Annotated in this window: 14 protein-coding genes and 2 tRNA genes; all 16 read left to right on the top strand. The window is 49.7% G+C overall.

The features are described 5' to 3' along the window. Positions 1 to 124 precede the first annotated feature (124 nt). A tRNA-Gly gene (locus CLC93_RS17350) sits at positions 125 to 199 on the top strand. A gap of 7 nt (positions 200 to 206) precedes the next feature. Next, a tRNA-Thr gene (locus CLC93_RS17345) sits at positions 207 to 282 on the top strand. A 130-nt stretch (positions 283 to 412) separates the two neighbouring features. Then, complete coding sequence (gene tuf, locus CLC93_RS17340) at positions 413 to 1,597, top strand: elongation factor Tu (protein WP_095507243.1); 1,185 nt, start codon at positions 413 to 415, stop codon at positions 1,595 to 1,597. A gap of 231 nt (positions 1,598 to 1,828) precedes the next feature. After that, complete coding sequence (gene traF, locus CLC93_RS17335; RefSeq protein WP_169903110.1) at positions 1,829 to 2,977, top strand: conjugal transfer protein TraF; 1,149 nt, start codon at positions 1,829 to 1,831, stop codon at positions 2,975 to 2,977. 223 nt (positions 2,978 to 3,200) lie between these two features. Further along, entirely contained in the window at positions 3,201 to 3,575 is a 375-nt protein-coding gene (gene secE / locus CLC93_RS17330; protein ID WP_095507254.1) for a preprotein translocase subunit SecE, read from the top strand. 9 nt (positions 3,576 to 3,584) lie between these two features. Beyond that, positions 3,585 to 4,136: a transcription termination/antitermination protein NusG gene (gene nusG / locus CLC93_RS17325; RefSeq protein ID WP_095507253.1), complete on the top strand. Its 552-nt coding sequence runs from the start codon at positions 3,585 to 3,587 to the stop codon at positions 4,134 to 4,136. A gap of 226 nt (positions 4,137 to 4,362) precedes the next feature. After that, a complete protein-coding gene (gene rplK / locus CLC93_RS17320) occupies positions 4,363 to 4,791 on the top strand; it encodes a 50S ribosomal protein L11 (protein ID WP_095507252.1) in 429 nt (142 codons plus the stop codon). A 4-nt stretch (positions 4,792 to 4,795) separates the two neighbouring features. Beyond that, positions 4,796 to 5,503: a 50S ribosomal protein L1 gene (gene rplA, locus CLC93_RS17315; RefSeq protein ID WP_095507251.1), complete on the top strand. Its 708-nt coding sequence runs from the start codon at positions 4,796 to 4,798 to the stop codon at positions 5,501 to 5,503. A 261-nt stretch (positions 5,504 to 5,764) separates the two neighbouring features. After that, a complete protein-coding gene (gene rplJ, locus CLC93_RS17310; protein ID WP_095507250.1) occupies positions 5,765 to 6,253 on the top strand; it encodes a 50S ribosomal protein L10 in 489 nt (162 codons plus the stop codon). A gap of 54 nt (positions 6,254 to 6,307) precedes the next feature. Next, the gene (gene rplL / locus CLC93_RS17305; protein ID WP_095507249.1) at positions 6,308 to 6,676 is read left to right on the top strand and encodes a 50S ribosomal protein L7/L12; all 369 of its coding nucleotides are present in this window, start codon (positions 6,308 to 6,310) and stop codon (positions 6,674 to 6,676) included. Positions 6,677 to 6,905: 229 nt separating this feature from the next. After that, positions 6,906 to 10,937, top strand: a complete 4,032-nt coding sequence (gene rpoB, locus CLC93_RS17300; protein ID WP_095507248.1) for a DNA-directed RNA polymerase subunit beta — start codon at positions 6,906 to 6,908, stop codon at positions 10,935 to 10,937. A gap of 75 nt (positions 10,938 to 11,012) precedes the next feature. Then, entirely contained in the window at positions 11,013 to 15,242 is a 4,230-nt protein-coding gene (gene rpoC, locus CLC93_RS17295) for a DNA-directed RNA polymerase subunit beta' (RefSeq protein WP_095507247.1), read from the top strand. Between the two features lie 189 nt (positions 15,243 to 15,431). Then, entirely contained in the window at positions 15,432 to 15,806 is a 375-nt protein-coding gene (gene rpsL, locus CLC93_RS17290; protein ID WP_095507246.1) for a 30S ribosomal protein S12, read from the top strand. An 83-nt stretch (positions 15,807 to 15,889) separates the two neighbouring features. After that, entirely contained in the window at positions 15,890 to 16,360 is a 471-nt protein-coding gene (rpsG, locus tag CLC93_RS17285) for a 30S ribosomal protein S7 (protein WP_095507245.1), read from the top strand. A 78-nt stretch (positions 16,361 to 16,438) separates the two neighbouring features. Further along, on the top strand, positions 16,439 to 18,538 hold the full coding sequence (gene fusA / locus CLC93_RS17280) for an elongation factor G (protein WP_095507244.1): 2,100 nt from the start codon (positions 16,439 to 16,441) through the stop codon (positions 18,536 to 18,538). A gap of 59 nt (positions 18,539 to 18,597) precedes the next feature. Further along, on the top strand, positions 18,598 to 19,782 hold the full coding sequence (gene tuf, locus CLC93_RS17275; protein WP_095507243.1) for an elongation factor Tu: 1,185 nt from the start codon (positions 18,598 to 18,600) through the stop codon (positions 19,780 to 19,782). Positions 19,783 to 19,918: the final 136 nt, after the last annotated feature.

Raw genomic sequence — 19,918 nt, 5'->3', positions numbered from 1 at the left:
CCGAGTGGCCAAAGGGATCAGACTGTAAATCTGACGGCTCAGCCTTCGAAGGTTCGAATCCTTCCCCCTCCACCACTTATTTTTACAGTTAGTCTGGGTAGCCTGAACCTAGGAAGCGAGTTTCGCGGGCATCGTATAATGGCTATTACCTCAGCCTTCCAAGCTGATGATGCGGGTTCGATTCCCGCTGCCCGCTCCAAATCAGTGCTGATATAGCTCAGTTGGTAGAGCGCACCCTTGGTAAGGGTGAGGTCGGCAGTTCAAATCTGCCTATCAGCACCACTCCTTTCGTTCATAAATCCCATACTTATTGTATACTTGGAAATTGCTTGGCCGATTTATGGTTAGGCGATTTTTTGTACTATAGAAAGGTGGAAAAAACCACCAACTTTAATCGGACCGAGGCAATACCATGTCTAAAGAAAAGTTTGAACGCTCCAAGCCGCACGTTAACGTTGGTACCATTGGCCACGTTGACCACGGTAAAACCACTCTAACTGCTGCTATCACCAACGTACTGGCTAAAGTATACGGTGGTGAGGCGAAAGACTTTGCAGCCATCGATAACGCTCCAGAAGAGCGTGAGCGTGGTATTACCATCTCAACTTCTCACGTAGAGTATGACACTCCAACTCGTCACTACGCTCACGTAGACTGCCCAGGTCACGCTGACTACGTTAAGAACATGATTACTGGTGCTGCTCAAATGGACGGCGCTATCTTGGTTGTAGCTTCAACTGATGGCCCAATGCCACAGACTCGTGAGCACATCCTACTTTCTCGTCAGGTTGGCGTACCTTACATCATCGTATTCATGAACAAGTGTGACATGGTTGATGATGAAGAGCTGCTTGAGCTGGTAGAAATGGAAGTTCGTGAACTTCTTTCTGAGTACGAATTCCCAGGTGACGACCTGCCAGTAATTCAGGGTTCAGCTCTGAAAGCATTGGAAGGCGAGAAAGAGTGGGAAGACAAGATTGTTGAGCTAGCGGAAGCTTTGGATACTTACATCCCAGAGCCAGAGCGTGACATCGACCGTGACTTCATCCTACCAATCGAAGACGTATTCTCAATCCAAGGCCGTGGTACTGTAGTAACCGGTCGTGTTGAGCGCGGTATCATCCGTGTAGGCGACGAAGTAGAAATCGTAGGTATCAAAGAGACCACTACTACTACTTGTACTGGTGTTGAGATGTTCCGTAAGCTTCTAGACGAAGGTCGCGCTGGTGAGAACTGTGGTGTTCTTCTGCGTGGTACTAAGCGTGAAGAAGTTCAGCGTGGTCAAGTACTGGCTAAGCCTGGTTCAATCACTCCTCACACCAAGTTCGAGTCAGAAGTCTACGTTCTGTCGAAAGACGAAGGTGGCCGTCACACTCCATTCTTCAAAGGTTACCGTCCACAGTTCTACTTCCGTACCACTGACGTAACCGGCACCATCGAGCTGCCAGAAGGCGTTGAAATGGTAATGCCTGGTGACAACATCAAGATGGTTGTAGAGCTGATTGCTCCAATCGCGATGGACGAAGGTCTGCGCTTCGCAATCCGTGAAGGTGGCCGTACAGTAGGCGCTGGTGTAGTAGCGACTATCGTAGAATAATTTAAACCTTCCGGTTTAAGTTAGAAAAGCCCGCTTAACGCGGGCTTTTTTGTGCCTGATTGTTAGCGACAGTGGTGCCAAGTCACAGTTTCATCAAACAACATTAGAAGGCTATGAAATTCTTGACGCCAGTCAAAATATTGACCGTTGAAAATGGGTAAAAAGGGCGTAAACTCCAAGATAAAAACAAGTAAAACAAAATCGACTTAGATGATTTGCGAGGGAATGGCTATGTCAGTTAGAGGAATGTGTTGCGCGCTTTTGGTGTCAGCCATGCCAATGACAAGTCTTGCGGCTATTTTTGGCCCAGATGCTCGAACCGAAGCGCTAGCTGGTGCCGGCGTTACTGCGACTCATGCGGCAGCGGCTTTCTACAATCCTGCACTCACTGCGATCAGCGACGACAGTGTGTCTTTGATGGTTCCAGCCATCGCATTATCCGCTCAAGACAAGAACAACTTTGTCGACAGCTTGGACAACTTCCAACGGCTCAATGACCAGTTGCAACAAGATCCGCTCAATCCGAACCTCATTTTAGAATGGCAAGCGGCTTTGCTTGGGCTCGACGGCAACCAGGTTTCGGCCGACGGCAATATCGGCGCTGCATTGTTGGTTCCCAACCAATACCTCAACGTCACCTTGAGCGCCGGAGTCAGTGCAGAAGCGCTGGCCATTGGCGAAGTCGACGAGCGCGATTTTGAAGGCATCCCAGATCCGAGCATGCTCAACTCCAACGCTCAAGGGCTAGGGGTAGCACTGACAGAAGTCGGTGTGTCATTGGCTCGCGAGGTGCGTTATGCCAATGGTGATCGCTTGCTGCTAGGAGTGACGCCTAAGTACCTGCGTATCGACACCTATGCCTACGCGGCGACTGTCGACAACTTCAACAGTGACGATTGGCGCGATTCCCGTTTTCGTACCAACAAAGGTGGGTTCAACCTGGATGCCGGAGTCGCTTATCAATGGCGTTCTGGTTTGCGCGTGGGTTTAAGCGGCCGCAATTTGCTGGACCAAAGCCTAAAAACCTCAGGTGAGGCCATCATGCCCCTGACCTATCAAAATTCAGGGCTTTGGGCTTTAGGCGCTCAATACGAAAACGATTGGATGACGCTGGCAGTAGAAAGTGAGCTCAACGCCACAAAACGATTCAAAGAGTTCAACGACAGTTCACAGTTTATCAAGGGAGCTTTCGCCGCCAAGCTTAGCGATTGGTTCGAATGGCGCTTAGGCTATAAACGCGACCTCAAAGACAGCGTTCGCGATCTATGGAGCACAGGCTTTGGTATCGATTTTGCCTCCTGCGTACTGCTCGACGTCTTTGCGGGTTACGGTGAAAACAAAAACTACGCACTTGGTGGAAACTTTAAGTTCCGCTTCTAACCAAACGATCGACTTCAAAAGGCGGTGTTTCGACACCGCTTTTTTGTACTTAACGGGCTTTTCGGGCTATTCGTGGCGGATTAACCCTTTATACTGTGTAAAGTGAGGTATTTGGGTAACAGCTTCGTGTTGCCTAAGTGGCTTTAAAAGCATACAATCTATGGCCAATTTTTTTGCCTTGGATCTGATCCGGGGTGTAGTAACTTAGTTTGCGGAATATTTGATGACAACGAACACCGAAAATCAGGGCGGCAATTCCCTGGATCTAGTGAAGTGGGGCCTAGTGGTAATCCTGCTGGCCGCAGCCGTAGTAGGAAACTCAATGTACCAAGACGTTTCTGTACTATATCGTGCGATCGGTATTGTTGTGGCGTTCGCGATAGCCGCGTTTGTAGCCCTACAGACTCAAAAAGGTCAAACCGCTTGGGCGTTTGCCAAAGAGTCTCGTCTAGAAATTCGTAAGGTAGTTTGGCCAACGCGCCAGGAAGCCTTAAATACTACCTTTATCGTACTGGCAGCTACTGGCGTTTTGGCGCTAATCCTTTGGGGCCTAGACGCGATTCTGGTACGTATTGTTAACTTCATTACTGGTGTATAGGACTGATCAATGAGCGAAACTGCTGAAGCGAAAAAACGTTGGTACGTGGTACAAGCCTTCTCAGGCTATGAAGCCCGTGTTGCCAAGTCGCTTAAAGAGCACATCAAGATGCACGAAATGGAAGACCATTTTGGTGAAGTTCTAGTACCTACCGAAGAAGTGGTAGAAATGCGCGGCGGCCAACGCCGCAAGAGTGAGCGCAAATTCTTCCCAGGCTATGTGTTGGTCCAAATGGACATGAACGACGCTAGCTGGCACTTGGTTCGCAACATCCCTCGCGTAATGGGCTTCATTGGCGGTACCTCTGACCGTCCAGCGCCAATTAGCGATCGCGAAGCCGATGCTATTTTGCAACGTCTACAAGACAATGTTGAGTCGCCAACGCCGCGCACTATGTTTGAGCCCGGTGAAGTGGTTCGCGTTACCGAAGGTCCGTTTGCCGACTTTAACGGTACCGTGGAAGAAGTGGATTACGAAAAGAACCGCGTAAAAGTGTCGGTTATGATTTTCGGCCGTTCGACTCCTGTAGACCTAGAGTTTGCGCAAATCGAAAAGAGCTAGTAAGTCTTTATCGAAGCGACAAAAAGCGGCTTAAGGGCCGCTTTTTTTGTGGCCGTTCGGTGGCAAAGGGTCGCTGATTAAAAAAGATTCAAAAATACTTTGGAATCGAACCTCAGATTCCGTATAATTCGCTGCCCTTACTTTTTGGTAAGGCTTTTTTGTTACCGGGGAGCCGTCGAATTGCTCAAGCAAATCACGGTGTTTGAACCCAAATGAGGAATTGAAAATGGCTAAGAAAGTCCAAGCTTATATCAAGCTTCAAGTAGCAGCTGGCGCTGCTAACCCGTCGCCACCAGTTGGTCCAGCTCTGGGTCAGCACGGTGTGAACATCATGGAATTCTGTAAAGCATTCAACGCTCGTACTGACAAGTTCGACAAAGGTATGCCGATTCCAGTTGTAATTACTGTTTACAACGACCGTTCTTTCACCTTCGAAACCAAAACTCCACCTGCGTCTTTCCTATTGTTGAAAGCTGCTGGTCTTAAGTCAGGTTCTGGCCGTCCTAACACTGAAAAGGTTGGTACTGTTAAATCTGCACAAGTACGCGAAATCGCTGAAACCAAAGCCCAAGACATGACTGGCGCTGACGTTGAAGCAATGATGAGTTCTATCGAAGGTACTGCCCGTTCTATGGGCCTGGTAGTAGAGGACTAAGACGATGGCAAAGCTTTCTAAGCGCATGCGCGTAATCCGCGAAAAAGTAGAAGTCACCAAAGAGTACGAAATTAACGAAGCTATCGCTCTGATCAAAGAGCTAGCCACCGCTAAGTTCGTTGAAAGTGTTGACGCGGCCGTAAACTTGGGCGTAGACCCACGTAAATCGGACCAAAACGTACGTGGCGCCACCGTACTGCCTCACGGCACCGGTCGTGACGTTCGTGTAGCTGTGTTCACCCAAGGCGCCAACGCTGACGCCGCCAAAGAAGCTGGTGCTGATTTGGTAGGTATGGAAGACCTGGCTGAGCAAGTTAAGAAAGGCGAAATGAACTTCGACGTAGTAGTTGCTTCTCCAGACGCTATGCGTGTGGTCGGTCAACTGGGTCAAATCTTGGGCCCACGCGGCCTGATGCCTAACCCTAAAACCGGTACTGTAACTCCAAACGTTGCCGAAGCCGTTAAGAACGCCAAAGCCGGTCAGGTTCGTTACCGCAACGACAAGAACGGTATCATTCACACTACCATTGGTAAGGTGAACTTTGAGCCACAGCAAATTCAAGAAAACTTGGAAGCTTTGTTGGTTGCACTTAAGAAGGCCAAGCCGTCTTCTGCTAAAGGTGTATACATCAAGAAAGTAAGCATCAGCACCACTATGGGCGCAGGTGTTTCGCTTGACCAAGCTAGCTTGAACACTACTGGCACAAACTAAATTTACAAGGTCAGTCGATTACTTTATAATCGGCCGCCTTTGTGGGTTGGAGTTGGCAGTTTAGGCTGACCAACTCCCGTCCAAGACCGTAGGTGTGGAGCGGATTTCCGCAAAACTTAATTTCCTACGTAGACGGTGTGAGACCCCCCTAGTATGAATTGAATTTTTGTACTGGACTCTTCACCGTAAATGGCCAAATCGCTTTTGATTTGGCGTGGTAAATTCCGGGGTTACCCCGGGTAGAATCCAGGAGATTATCCAATGGCATTAAACCTTCAAGACAAGAAAGCAATTGTTGCTGAAGTCAACGAAGCTGCCAAAGGTGCCCTGTCTGCAGTTGTAGCCGACTCACGCGGTGTAACTGTGGGTGACATGACTGGCCTACGTAAGCAAGCTCGTGAAGCTGGCGTTTACGTTCGCGTAGTTCGTAACACCCTGTTGCGTCGTGCTGTTGAAGGCACTGACTATGAGTGTCTGCTTGAGACATTCACTGGTCCAACTTTGATTGCATTCTCTAACGAGCACCCAGGTGCTGCTGCGCGTCTTTTCAAAGACTTCGCAAAGACCCAAGAGAACTTCGAAGTTAAAGCTGCAGCCTTTGAAGGCGCTGTCGCTGACGTAGAACTATTGGCGAAACTACCAACTTACGACGAAGCTATTGCACAGTTGATGATGACTATGAAAGAAGCTTCTGCCGGCAAGCTGGTACGTACTATCGCAGCTATTCGCGATGCCAAAGAAGCCGCTTAATTTCCGGCTGGCATTCGCAAATTAAACAGAATTTAGACTTTAGAGAGAATTGTTATGTCTATCACTAACGAGCAAATCCTAGACGCAGTTGCAGAAATGTCTGTAATGCAAGTTGTTGAACTGATCGAAGCTATGGAAGAGAAGTTCGGTGTTTCTGCTGCTGCTGCAGTAGTTGCCGGTGGCGCAGGCGAAGCTGCCGCTGCTGAAGAGAAAACCGAATTTGACGTGATCCTAGCTGCTGCTGGCGGTAACAAAGTTGCTGCTATTAAGGCCGTTCGTGGCGCTACCGGTCTTGGCTTGAAAGAAGCTAAAGGTATGGTAGAATCAGCTCCAGTTGCTGTTAAAGAAGGTATTTCTAAAGAAGAAGCCGAAGAGTTGAAGAAGACTCTAGAAGAAGCCGGCGCTTCTGTTGAAATCAAGTAATCTGTCTATCGACAGTTTACGCGCCTAAGCAATTAGGCAAGCCTGATGGTTTTTTAACCATCAGGCTTTTTGCGCTGTAAGCGTTGGCGATTTTTTGCACCGTATTCGCCAAACGCATCGCGGTCCCTCGCAGAGATTATTGGCTAGGGTCTTGCTCAAACGGTGACGGATAAGCAGGCTGTTCATGAAGAACAGTTTGGGTCAGTTATCAGCCAGCTAGAGGAAACCCATGGTTTACTCCTATTCTGAAAAGAAGCGTATTCGTAAGGACTTTGGTAAGCGTCCACAAGTATTGGATATCCCTTACCTACTGTCTATTCAGCTGGATTCATTCAGCAAATTTATCGACCAAGACCCCACTGGCGAGCGTGGCTTTGAAGCCGCTTTTCGCAGTGTATTCCCCATCAAGAGCTTTTCTGGAAACTCGGAGCTACAGTACGTTAGCTACCGTCTAGGCGAGCCGGTATTTGACGTTAAAGAATGTCAAATCCGTGGTGTGACTTATTCAAAACCGTTACGCGTGAAACTGCGCTTGGTGCTCTACGATAGAGACGCACCAGCGGGTACCGTAAAAGACGTAAAAGAACAAGAAGTCTACATGGGTGATATCCCATTGATGACTGAAAACGGTACTTTTGTAATCAATGGTACTGAGCGTGTGATCGTATCTCAGTTGCACCGTAGCCCTGGTGTATTCTTCGATCACGACCGTGGTAAAACTCACTCGTCAGGTAAAGTGTTGTACAACGCTCGAGTGATCCCTTACCGCGGCTCTTGGTTGGACTTCGAGTTCGACCCGAAAGATAGCCTATTTGTGCGTATTGACCGTCGCCGTAAACTACCAGCGACTATCATCCTGCGCGCCCTTGAGTACAGTACTCAAGAGATTCTGGACACCTTCTTCGAACGCACTAACTTCAAGATCAAGAAAGATAAGTTGGTGATGGAGCTGATTCCAGAGCGTTTGCGCGGTGAAACTGCCAGCTTTGACATCATCGACAAGAACGGTGATGTATTGGTTGAGACCGGTCGTCGCATTACTGCCCGTCACATTCGTACCCTAGATAAGCAAGGCATGACCGAGCTTGAAGTACCACTAGAGTACGTGACCGAAAAACGCGCTGCTGAAGACTACATCGACAAAGAGTCTGGTGAAGTTATCGTTGCGGCCAACTCTGAACTGACTTTGGAAAGCATTGCCGCTCTGTCGCAAGCCAAAATCAAAGCGTTCAGCACCCTGTTTATCAATGATCTAGACCACGGTGCCTATATTTCAGACACCCTGAATATCGATAGCACCACCAACCGCCTAGAAGCTCTGGTAGAAATCTACCGTATGATGCGTCCTGGTGAGCCGCCAACAAAAGATGCGGCTGAAGCCTTGTTCGACAACCTGTTCTTCTCTGACGAGCGTTACGACCTATCGACCGTTGGTCGCATGAAGTTCAACCGCCGTCTGGGCATGGGTGAAGACACTGGCGCTGGTACCCTGAGCAAAGAAGACATCGTTGCTGTGATGAAGAAAATCATCGACATTCGCAACGGTCTAGACGAAGTGGACGACATCGACCACTTGGGTAACCGCCGTATTCGTTCAGTTGGTGAAATGGCCGAGAACCAATTCCGCGTAGGTTTGGTTCGCGTAGAACGCGCTGTGCGCGAGCGTTTGAGCCTTGGTGATCTTGACGCGCTAATGCCGCAAGACCTAATCAACGCCAAGCCAATCTCAGCTGCGGTTAAAGAGTTCTTTGGTTCAAGCCAACTGTCTCAGTTCATGGACCAAAACAACCCACTATCAGAAGTGACTCACAAGCGTCGTATTTCGGCTCTTGGTCCTGGTGGTTTGACTCGTGAGCGCGCTGGCTTTGAGGTTCGTGACGTTCACCCAACTCACTACGGTCGTCTGTGTCCAATTGAGACCCCTGAAGGTCCAAACATTGGTCTGATCAACTCGTTATCAAGCTACTCTCGTACTAACGAGTTTGGTTTCCTAGAAACCCCTTATCGCCGCGTTAAAGACGGCGTGATTACCGACGAAGTTGATTACCTATCAGCTATCGAAGAAGGTAACCACATCGTTGCTAACGCCAACGCCAACGTTGATGCGAAAGGTCACCTAGTAGACGAACTGATTCCTTGTCGCCACAAAGGTGAATCTACCTTTATGTCTGCCGACAAGATCGATTATATGGACGTATCTCCACAGCAAATTATTTCTGTGGCGGCGTCTTTGATTCCGTTCCTAGAGCACGACGATGCTAACCGTGCATTGATGGGCTCGAACATGCAACGTCAGGCTGTTCCGACTCTGCGCGCTGACAAGCCGCTAGTTGGTACTGGTATCGAGCGTGCTGTAGCGGTTGACTCTGGTGTAACTGTGGTAGCTAAGCGTGGCGGTTCTATCGACTACGTTGATGCTGGCCGCATCGTGGTTAAGGTTAACGAAGAAGAGTTGGTTCCAGGCGAAGCCGGTATCGACATCTACAACCTGACCAAGTACACCCGCTCTAACCAGAACACCTGCATTAACCAACGTCCTTGCTGTAGCGTTGGCGACCCAGTGGTTCGCGGTGACGTACTGGCTGACGGTCCTTCGACCGATTTGGGTGATTTGGCGCTGGGTCAAAACATGCGCATCGCCTTCATGCCTTGGAACGGTTACAACTTTGAGGATTCGATCCTAATTTCTGAGCGCGTTGCGCAAGAAGATCGTTTCACCACCATTCACATCCAAGAGCTTTCTTGTATCGCTCGTGACACCAAGTTGGGTCCAGAGGAAATCTCTGCTGACATTCCAAACGTTGGTGAGTCTGCGCTTTCTAAGCTGGATGAGTCTGGCATCGTATACATCGGCGCTGAAGTAAAAGGCGGCGACATTCTGGTAGGTAAGGTAACTCCAAAAGGCGAAACCCAGCTGACTCCAGAAGAGAAGCTGTTGCGTGCCATCTTCGGTGAAAAAGCCTCTGACGTTAAAGACAGCTCGCTGCGCGTACCTAACTCTGTAACTGGTACCGTAATCGATGTTCAAGTATTTACCCGTGACGGTGTAGAAAAAGACAAGCGTGCTATCGAAATCGAAGAGATGCACCTGGCCGAAGCCAAGAAGGATTTGACCGAAGAATTCCAGATTCTGGAAGACGGCATCCTAAGCCGTGCTCGCTCGCTACTAGTAGCGTCAGGCATGGATGACGCGGCAATCGATGCGATTCCACGTCAGAAGTGGCTTGAGCAGAGCTTGAGCGATGAAGATCAGCAGTCGCAACTCGAGCAACTGGCTGAGCAGAACATCGAGCTGAAAGCTGAATTCGACAAGAAGTTCGACATCAAGCGTCGCAAGATCACTCAAGGCGACGACCTGAACCCAGGCGTACTGAAGATCGTTAAGGTTTACCTAGCGGTTAAGCGTCGTCTGCAACCTGGTGACAAGATGGCGGGTCGTCACGGTAACAAAGGTGTAATTTCTACCATTGTTCCTGTGGAAGACATGCCTTACGACGAGAAGGGTAACCCAGTTGACATCGTGCTCAACCCATTGGGTGTACCATCGCGTATGAACATCGGTCAGGTTCTTGAGGTTCACCTGGGTGCTGCTGCTAAGGGCATCGGTGACAAGATCAGCGCCATGCTAGAAGAGCAGCGCGAGTTGGCAGAATTGCGCAGCTACATCAAGCAGGTGTACGAGCTGGGTGATGACTGTCAGCAAGTGGTCGACATCGACACCTTCTCTGATGACGAGCTAATTCGTCTGGCCAAGAACTTGCGTGGCGGTATTCCAACTGCAACGCCTGCGTTCGATGGTGCCAAAGAGTCTGAGATCAAGGACATGCTTGCACTAGCCGACCTGCCGACTTCTGGTCAGCTGGTTCTGTGCGACGGTCGTACCGGTCGTGAGTTTGAGCGTCCTGTAACCGTGGGTTACATGTACATGCTGAAACTGAACCACTTGGTTGATGACAAGATGCACGCGCGTTCTACCGGTTCTTACAGCTTGGTTACTCAGCAGCCGCTGGGTGGTAAAGCACAGTTCGGTGGTCAGCGTTTCGGTGAGATGGAAGTATGGGCACTTGAAGCTTACGGTGCTGCTTACACCTTGCAAGAGATGTTGACTGTTAAGTCGGACGATGTGAACGGTCGTACTCAGATGTACAAGAACATCGTTGATGGCAACCACCAGATGCAACCTGGTATGCCAGAATCCTTCAATGTATTGCTGAAAGAAATTCGCTCGTTGGGTATCCACATCGAGCTGGATCAGGAATAAGCCGAAGGCATTCGTATCAGGTAGGGTAGCCCGGCGGGGTCGGGCTACCGTGTTTAACTCCTCTAGGAGAAAAACGTGAAAGACTTACTTAAGTTTTTAAAACAGCAAAACAAGACTGAAGAGTTTGAGGGAATCAAGATTGGTCTGGCGTCTCCAGATCTAATCCGCTCTTGGTCATTCGGTGAAGTTAAAAAGCCGGAAACCATTAACTACCGTACCTTTAAGCCAGAGCGCGACGGCCTTTTCTGTGCCCGTATCTTTGGCCCTGTAAAGGATTACGAGTGTTTGTGTGGTAAGTACAAGCGCCTTAAGCACCGCGGTGTAATCTGTGAGAAGTGTGGCGTTGAAGTGACTCAAACCAAAGTGCGTCGTGAGCGCATGGGTCACATTGAACTGGCAAGCCCAGTTGCCCACATCTGGTTCTTGAAGTCATTGCCATCTCGCATCGGTTTGATGCTAGACATGACTCTGCGCGACATCGAGCGCGTACTCTACTTCGAATCATTCGTTGTAATCGAGCCGGGCATGACCAGCCTAGAGCGCGGTCAAATGCTGACCGAAGAAATGTACTTGGATGCACTTGAAGAGTACGGCGACGAGTTCGAAGCCAAGATGGGTGCCGAAGCGGTTCTAGAATTGCTGCGCGGTATCGACTTGGAAAAAGAAGTTGAAATCATGCGCGAAGAGTTGCCAAGCATCAACTCGGAAACCAAGCGCAAGAAAGTGACCAAGCGTCTTAAGCTGATGGAATCTTTCTACCAGTCTGGCAACAAGCCAGAGTGGATGATCCTACAAGTATTGCCAGTATTGCCGCCGGATTTGCGTCCTTTGGTACCGCTGGACGGTGGTCGCTTCGCGACTTCAGATCTAAACGACCTTTACCGTCGTGTGATCAACCGTAACAACCGTTTGAAGCGTCTTCTAGACCTAGCGGCTCCAGACATCATCGTGCGCAACGAAAAGCGTATGTTGCAAGAGTCTGTTGATGCCCTGCTAGACAACGGTCGTCGTGGCCGTGCGATTACCGGTTCTAACAAGCGCCCTCTGAAATCTTTGGCCGATATGATCAAAGGTAAGCAAGGTCGTTTCCGTCAGAACTTGCTTGGTAAGCGTGTTGACTACTCAGGCCGTTCGGTAATTACCGTAGGTCCTACCCTGCGTCTGCACCAGTGTGGTCTTCCTAAGAAGATGGCACTTGAGCTATTCAAGCCATTCATCTACGGCAAGCTAGAAGGTCGTGGTCTTGCCACTACCATTAAAGCCGCCAAGAAGATGGTTGAGCGCGAAGTGGGTGAAGTATGGGACGTGCTAGACGAAGTAATTCGCGAGCACCCAGTACTACTTAACCGTGCACCGACTCTTCACCGTTTGGGTATCCAGGCATTTGAGCCAGTACTAATTGAAGGTAAAGCGATTCAACTGCACCCACTAGTGTGTGCGGCGTACAACGCTGACTTTGACGGTGACCAAATGGCTGTGCACGTTCCGCTGACGCTAGAAGCTCAGTTGGAAGCCCGTGCTCTGATGATGTCGACCAACAACATTCTGTCGCCAGCGAACGGTGAGCCAATCATCGTACCTTCTCAAGACGTTGTGTTGGGTCTGTACTACATCACTCGTGACCGCGTAAACGGTCGTGGTGAAGCTATGGTATTTGAGTCGGTTGCCGAAGCTGAAAAAGCCTACCGCACCGAAGTGGCCGAACTACACGCTCGCGTTAAAGTTCGTATCACTGAGTACCAAGTACTAGACAACGGCGAAAAAGAAGCGGTTACCCGCATCGTCGACACCACCATTGGTCGTGCCATCCTTTCGCAAATTATGCCTAAGGGTCTGTCGTTTGACTTGGTTAACCAAGCCATGGGTAAGAAGCAAATTTCTAAGCTTCTGAACACCTGTTACCGTCAATTGGGTCTTAAGCCGACTGTTATCTTCGCTGACCAACTGATGTACACAGGTTTCCACTACGCCACCATTTCTGGTGCGTCTGTGGGTATCAACGACATGGTTATCCCGGAAGAGAAGAAAGACATCATTGCTGACGCGGAAGCGGAAGTTAAAGAGATTTCTGATCAGTTCCAGTCAGGTCTTGTTACCGCCGGTGAGCGTTACAACAAGGTTATTGATATCTGGGCCAGCGCCAACGAAAAAGTGGCCAAGGCTATGATGGACAACTTGTCGACTGAAACCGTGGTTAACCGCGACGGTGAAGACGAAGATCAAGACTCGTTCAACAGCATCTTTATGATGGCGGACTCGGGCGCTCGTGGTAGTGCTGCACAGATTCGTCAGTTGGCCGGTATGCGTGGTCTGATGGCTAAGCCAGATGGCTCGATCATCGAAACCCCAATTGTGGCTAACTTCCGTGAAGGTTTGAACGTAAACCAGTACTTTATCTCGACTCACGGTGCTCGTAAGGGTCTAGCCGATACCGCATTGAAAACCGCGAACTCGGGTTACCTAACCCGTCGTTTGGTTGACGTTGCGCAAGATTTGGTCGTTATCGAAGAAGACTGTGGTACTCACAAAGGTCTAGTAATGAAGCCGCTGATTGAAGGTGGTGACGTTGTTGAGCCGTTGCGTGAGCGCGTATTGGGCCGTGTTGTTGCCGAAGACGTGTACCAGCCTGGTACTACCGACGTTCTGATTCCACGTAACACTCTTCTTGACGAAGCTTGGTGTGACCGCATCGACGAAAACTCAGTTGATGAAGTTATCGTTCGCTCGGTTATTAGCTGTGACACCGACTTTGGTGTTTGTGCCAAGTGTTACGGTCGTGACCTGGCTCGTGGCCACATTGCCAACATGGGTGAGTCCATTGGTGTTATCGCCGCTCAGTCGATTGGTGAGCCGGGTACCCAGCTGACCATGCGTACCTTCCACATTGGTGGTGCGGCATCTCGAGCGTCTGCGGAAAACAATGTTCAAGTTAAGAACACCGGTAGCCTGAAACTGCACAATGCTAAGCACGTGACCAACAGTGAAGGTAAGCTAGTTATCGTATCGCGCTCTTCTGAGCTGGCGATCATCGATGAGCTAGGCCGTGAGAAAGAGCGCTACAAAGTACCTTACGGTACCGTGCTTGAAGTACTAGAAGGCGGCGACGTTGACGCTGGCCAAATCATCGCGAACTGGGATCCGCACACGCACCCAATCGTGACTGAGGTAGCTGGTACCATTAAGTTCGTTGACCTGATTGAAGGTGTGACCATGACTCGTCAAACCGACGAGCTAACCGGTCTGTCTTCTATCGTGATCCTAGACCCATCACAGCGTCCAACCGCGGGTAAAGAAATGCGCCCAATGGTTAAGCTGATTGATGCTAAAGGTGAAGACGTAATGATCGCTGGTACCGAAGTACCTGCACAGTACTTCTTGCCTGGTAATGCGATTGTGACCATCGAAGATGGCGCCAGCATTAACGTTGGTGACGCTCTGGCACGTATTCCGCAAGAGTCTTCGAAGACTCGCGATATTACCGGTGGTCTGCCACGCGTAGCCGACTTGTTCGAAGCGCGTAAGCCAAAAGAGCCTGCGATTCTGGCCGAAGTGTCAGGTACTATCTCGTTTGGTAAAGAGACTAAAGGTAAGCGTCGTCTGGTTATCACCCCAGCCACTGACGAGGGCACAGGTAAGCCGTACGAGGAAATGATTCCTAAGTGGCGTAACCTAAACGTGTTCGAAGGTGAGCGCGTTGAGAAAGGTGAAGTTATCGCCGATGGTCCAGAGGCTCCGCACGACATTCTGCGTCTGCGCGGCATCCACCACGTGGCTAACTACATCGTTAACGAAGTGCAAGACGTTTATCGTCTGCAGGGTGTAAAGATTAACGACAAGCACATTGAAGTTATCATTCGTCAGATGCTGCGTAAATGCATCATCACTAAGGCCCACGACAGTGAGTTCTTGGAAGGCGAACAAGCGGAAGTGTCACGCGTTAAGATTGCTAACCGCAAGCGCGAAGCCGAAGGTAAGCCGCTTATCGAGTTCGAACGCGAACTGATGGGTATTACTAAAGCCTCGCTAGCGACCGAATCGTTCATCTCAGCGGCCTCGTTCCAGGAGACCACTCGCGTACTAACCGAAGCAGCGGTTGCTGGTAAGGTTGATAATCTGCGTGGTCTAAAAGAGAACGTTATCGTTGGTCGTCTGATTCCTGCCGGTACCGGTTTCGCCTATCATCAAAACCGCTCAAATGCGGAAGTGGTAGAAGAAGAAGTGGTAACTGGTGTGAGCGCATCAGAAGCTGAGCAGAACCTAGCGGACCTGCTAAACGCGACAAGCGACGTGATCAAAGGCGAATAAGCCTAGCGAATCACGACAAAGGGCGCCGATTGGCGCCCTTTTTGTTTTTATGTGGCGATCTTTGCCGATCCGAACTGGCTATTTCTTGACACCTTGACCAAGTGTCCCTAAAATTTCCGCTCCCCGTTTTAGGGGAAGATTTTTCACACCTTATATTTAATTAGTTTTTGACTAATTTGGAGCTGTTTAATGGCAACTGTAAACCAGTTGGTACGCAAAGCGCGTAAGCCAAAGGTCGACAAGACCAACGTGCCTGCGCTAGAAGCGTGCCCACAAAAGCGTGGCGTATGTACTCGTGTATACACCACCACCCCGAAAAAACCTAACTCTGCACTACGTAAAGTAGCGCGTGTTCGTCTAACCAACGGTTTCGAAGTTACTTCGTACATCGGTGGTGAAGGTCACAACCTTCAAGAGCACAGCGTGATTCTGATCCGTGGCGGTCGTGTAAAAGACTTGCCAGGTGTTCGCTATCACACTGTTCGCGGTGCTTTAGACTGTGCTGGCGTAAACGATCGTCGCCAGGGCCGTTCTAAGTACGGTGCTAAGAGACCTAAGTCTTAACGTTCTCCGTTAAGTAAGGCCAAACTTTTTATTTTGTGATTACCAAGGTTTTGGAAATCCCTGAAGATTAAACGGAGCATGTAATGCCAAGACGTCGCGTAGTAGGTCAACGTAAAATCCTACCAGATCCTAAGTTCAATAGTGAGTTGCTAGCCAAGTTCATCAACGTACTGATGCTTGACGGCAAGAAATCTGTTGCTGAAAAAATCGTATATGATGCGTTAGACGCTGCCACTGCCAAGAACGGCAATGAGCCAGTAAGCATCTTTGAAGCTGCCCTGGAAAACGTACGCCCACAGGTCGAGGTTAAGTCTCGTCGTGTTGGTGGTTCTACTTACCAGGTACCAGTAGAAGTTCGTCCAGTTCGTCGTAACACTCTAGCCATGCGTTGGTTAGTTGAAGCGGCTCGTAAGCGTGGTGAAAAATCTATGGCCTACCGTCTAGCAGGTGAAATGCTAGATGCGGCTGAAAACAAAGGTACAGCTGTTAAGAAACGTGAAGACGTTCACCGTATGGCTGAAGCAAACAAAGCGTTTGCTCATTACCGTTGGTAAAAAGGTTGGCGCGGACCTAGTCCGCGCCTTTCTTTGCTTTTACAAGTCTCATAGCCGCCCGGCAAGAGGATAACAATAGTGGCTCGTACAACTCCCCTTGAGCGTTACCGTAACATTGGTATTGTCGCTCACGTTGACGCCGGTAAGACAACTACTTCCGAGCGAGTCCTGTTTTACACTGGTCTATCTCATAAAATTGGTGAAGTGCACGATGGTGCCGCCACCATGGACTGGATGGAGCAGGAGCAAGAACGCGGCATTACCATTACGTCTGCTGCGACTACCACCTTCTGGCGTGGTATGGATGCTCAATTCGATGAGCACCGAATCAATATTATTGACACCCCCGGACACGTTGACTTCACCATCGAAGTAGAGCGCTCGTTGCGCGTACTTGACGGTGCAGTAGTGGTGTTCTGTGGTGCGTCTGGCGTTGAGCCTCAGTCTGAGACTGTTTGGCGTCAAGCGGACAAATACAGCGTTCCCCGCATGGTTTTCGTCAACAAGATGGACCGTGCCGGCGCTGACTTTTTGCGAGTGGTTGATCAAATCAACAACCGCCTGGGTGCCACCTGTGTGCCGATTCAGCTAAACATTGGTGCTGAAGACGAGTTCACCGGCGTTATCGATCTAATCAAGATGAAAGCCATCAATTGGAACGAAGCCGATAAAGGTACCACCTTTACCTACGAAGACATTCCTGCTGAGCTGCAAGAGTTGGCGGAAGAATGGCACATGAACCTAGTTGAATCAGCAGCGGAAGCTTCTGATGAACTGATGGAAAAGTACCTAGAAGAAGGCGAGCTCTCCGAGGCTGAAATCAAAGCCGCGCTGCGCCAACGCACCTTGAACAACGAAATTGTACTGGCCACCTGTGGCTCAGCATTCAAAAACAAGGGTGTGCAAGCGGTACTGGATGCAGTCGTTGACTACCTGCCTGCACCAAACCAGGTTCAAGCCATTAAGGGTGAAGACGAAGACGGTAACGAAGTCTCTCGTCCAGCTTCTGACGACGAGCCGTTTGCGGCATTGGCGTTCAAGATTGCTACCGACCCATTTGTAGGTACTCTGACCTTCATGCGAGTTTACTCAGGTGTTATCGAAACCGGTGCACACGTATACAACTCAGTGAAGCAGAAGAAAGAACGCTTTGGCCGTATGGTTCAGATGCACTCTAACGATCGCAAAGAGATCAAAGAAGTACGTGCTGGCGATATTGCCGCTGCCATTGGCCTTAAGGACGTCACCACTGGTGACACACTATGCGATATTGACCACAAAGTGGTTCTTGAGCGCATGGAGTTCCCAGAGCCAGTGATTCAAATCGCGGTTGAGCCGAGATCTAAGGCTGACCAAGAGAAAATGGGTATTGCGCTGAGTAAACTGGCTGCAGAAGACCCATCGTTCCGAGTGGAAACCGACGAAGAGTCAGGTCAAACCCTGATTTCTGGTATGGGTGAATTGCACTTGGACATCATTATCGACCGTATGCGTCGAGAATTCGCCGTTGAGTGTAACGTTGGTAAGCCTCAAGTGGCCTACCGCGAAACCATTCGTGGCAGCGTGGAAACCGAAGGCAAGTTCGTTCGTCAATCTGGCGGTCGCGGTCAGTACGGTCATGTATGGCTGAAGATCGAACCATTACCAGAAGATTCAGAAGAGAACTTTGTATTCGTGAATGAGATTGTTGGTGGTGTGGTTCCTCGTGAATACATTCCAGCGGTCGAAAAGGGTGTTGAAGAGCAAATGGATCAAGGTGTACTCGCCGGCTATCCGATGCTGAAGGTCAAAGTGACCTTATTCGACGGCTCGTTCCACGACGTAGATTCGAACGAAATGGCGTTTAAAATCGCTGGTTCGATGGGCTTTAGAAAGGGCGCGCTGGAAGCGAACCCTGTCTTGTTAGAGCCAATGATGAAGGTAGAAGTCACCACCCCAGAGGATTACATGGGCGACGTAGTGGGTGACCTAAACCGGCGCCGTGGACTGATTGACGGTATGGAAGATGGGGTTGCGGGGATTAAGATCGTGCGCGCTCAGGTTCCGCTGTCAGAGATGTTTGGCTATGCTACTGACTTGCGCAGCGCAACTCAGGGTCGTGCTTCATACTCAATGGAGTTCTTGAAGTACAACGAAGCACCGCAAAACGTTGCTCAGTCTATTATTGAAGCGTATTAGTTTTAAGTGAAAGCTTGCCCGTTGTCGAAGCACGGGCGTTACATTAAAAGGAAGACATCGTGTCTAAAGAAAAGTTTGAACGTTCCAAGCCGCACGTCAACGTTGGTACTATTGGCCACGTTGACCACGGTAAAACCACTCTAACTGCTGCTATCACCAACGTACTGGCTAAAGTATACGGTGGTGAGGCGAAAGACTTTGCAGCCATCGATAACGCTCCAGAAGAGCGTGAGCGTGGTATTACCATCTCAACTTCTCACGTAGAGTATGACACTCCAACTCGTCACTACGCTCACGTAGACTGCCCAGGTCACGCTGACTACGTTAAGAACATGATTACTGGTGCTGCTCAAATGGACGGCGCTATCTTGGTTGTAGCTTCAACTGATGGCCCAATGCCACAGACTCGTGAGCACATCCTACTTTCTCGTCAGGTTGGCGTACCTTACATCATCGTATTCATGAACAAGTGTGACATGGTTGATGATGAAGAGCTGCTTGAGCTGGTAGAAATGGAAGTTCGTGAACTTCTGTCTGAGTACGAATTCCCAGGTGACGACCTGCCAGTAATTCAGGGTTCAGCTCTGAAAGCTCTGGAAGGCGAGAAAGAGTGGGAAGACAAGATTGTTGAGCTAGCTGAAGCTTTGGATACTTACATCCCAGAGCCAGAGCGTGACATCGACCGTGACTTCATCCTACCAATCGAAGACGTATTCTCAATCCAAGGCCGTGGTACTGTAGTAACCGGTCGTGTTGAGCGCGGTATCATCCGTGTAGGCGACGAAGTAGAAATCGTAGGTATCAAAGAGACCACTACTACTACTTGTACTGGTGTTGAGATGTTCCGTAAGCTTCTAGACGAAGGTCGCGCTGGTGAGAACTGTGGTGTTCTTCTGCGTGGTACTAAGCGTGAAGAAGTTCAGCGTGGTCAAGTACTGGCTAAGCCTGGTTCAATCACTCCTCACACCAAGTTCGAGTCAGAAGTATACGTTCTGTCTAAAGACGAAGGTGGCCGTCACACTCCATTCTTCAAAGGTTACCGTCCACAGTTCTACTTCCGTACTACTGACGTAACCGGTACCATCGAGCTGCCAGAAGGCGTAGAAATGGTAATGCCTGGTGACAACATCAAGATGGTTGTAGAGCTAATTGCTCCAATCGCGATGGACGAAGGTCTGCGCTTCGCAATCCGTGAAGGTGGCCGTACTGTAGGCGCTGGTGTTGTAGCGACTATCGTAGAGTAATTCTGACTTAGGTTAGAATCTCAAAAAGCCCGCTTAACGCGGGCTTTTTTGTAAGCGCAGTGGGCTGGTCTCGACTAAACTTGCTGCGTTCCGATCGTTTTTCATTCAGTTGTTGCGCCGAAAGTTGAAAGGTGTA

Source organism: Paraferrimonas sedimenticola (assembly GCF_002282855.1).
Classification (GTDB): domain Bacteria; phylum Pseudomonadota; class Gammaproteobacteria; order Enterobacterales; family Shewanellaceae; genus Paraferrimonas; species Paraferrimonas sedimenticola.
Note: the sequence above shows the minus strand (reverse complement) of the source record. Positions and strands in the feature narration are given on the sequence as shown.